Raw genomic sequence first — 1,266 nt, forward strand, 5'->3', positions numbered from 1 at the left:
TGACCTGTCCCGGGTTTCCCGGACGCTCTCTTTGTGTTGATCATGCCGCGGTTTCGGCGGCGGTGTAGAGGTTCTCGAATTCGATGGGCGAGTAGTAGGCGAGCGCGGAGTGGCGTCGGGTGGGGTTGTAGAACGCTTCGATCCACTCGAACATCGCCGACGCGAGCTCGGCGCGGGTGGGCCAGTCGCAGCGGTCGAGCAGCTCGATCTGCATCGAGCCGAAGAACGATTCCATCAGCGCGTTGTCATACGCGGACGCGACCTGTCCCATTGAGCCGAGGAGCCCGGCTTCGCGGAGCCGGCTGCCGAATAACCATGACGTGAATTGCGCTCCACGATCCGAGTGGACGATGGTTCCCGTGGGCTGGCGGCGCCAGGTGGCCATCTGGATCGCGTCGACCACGAGCTCGGTGCGGAGGTGGTCCGCGATCGACCAGCCCACGCAGCGGCGGGAGAACACATCGATCACCGCCGCGCAGTACACCCACCCCTCGCCGGTGCGGTGCTGGGTGATGTCGGTGACCCACAGCTTGTCCGGCGCGTCTGCGGCGAACACCCGCTTCACCCGGTCTTCGAACACGGCCGGCAGCCGGCCCGAGCCGCTGGTACGCCATCTCCGATGATGAACTCCCTGCAGCCCGGCAAGGCGCATGAGCTTTTCGACCCGGCCGTGCCCGATCCGGCGCCACTGCCCGAGAACCAGCTCCGCGTGCACCCGACGGACACCATAGGTGCCGCGAGAGCGAACATGTATCTCCCGAATCTGGTCGATCAGGTACGCGTCGTCTATGTCGCGGTCCGAGGCACGGCGGGATCGCCACTCGTAGTAGCTCGACGGCGAGACTTGCAGGACCCGGCACGTCACCGCGACGGGCACCCCGTCATCGGCGAGCTCGCGGACGAGCCGGAACCCTATTTTGGGAGCACGTTCTCCCGCGCGAAGTATGCGCTGGCCCGCTTCAGGATCTCGATCTCCATCGCTTGCACCCGGTTCTCCCGACGCAACCGAACCAGCTCGGCCCGTTCGTCACGGGTCATCCCTTCGGCGCGGCCCTCTTCGACGGCCGCTTCGCTCATCCAGCGGCGCAGGCCCGACTCGCTGATCCCGAGATCCTTCGCGATCTCACGGACCGGTTTCTCACCCTGCCGGGCAAGCGCCACAGCGCGGCGACGGAACTCCTCAGGCTTCGCAGCAGGCATCACGGACTCCTTCTCCGGGACGATCATCGCCCCAACTCAGGTGTCCGGGAAACCCGGGACAGGTCA

The 1,266-nt window shown here is 66.3% G+C and carries 2 protein-coding genes; both read right to left on the minus strand.

Going from position 1 to position 1,266, the window contains the following annotated elements:
* Positions 1–40: 40 nt before the first annotated feature.
* Positions 41–946 carry an IS3 family transposase gene (locus DEI82_RS15895; protein WP_111037581.1) on the minus strand — a complete coding sequence of 302 codons (906 nt, stop codon included), beginning with the start codon at positions 944–946 and terminating at the stop codon, positions 41–43.
* Positions 913–1,200, minus strand: a complete 288-nt coding sequence (locus DEI82_RS15900) for a transposase (protein ID WP_181435260.1) — start codon at positions 1,198–1,200, stop codon at positions 913–915. Before DEI82_RS15900 ends, DEI82_RS15895 begins: the two co-directional genes overlap by 34 nt.
* Positions 1,201–1,266: the final 66 nt, after the last annotated feature.

The sequence above is a fragment of the Curtobacterium sp. MCBD17_019 genome (assembly GCF_003234555.1).
Classification (GTDB): Bacteria; Actinomycetota; Actinomycetes; order Actinomycetales; family Microbacteriaceae; genus Curtobacterium.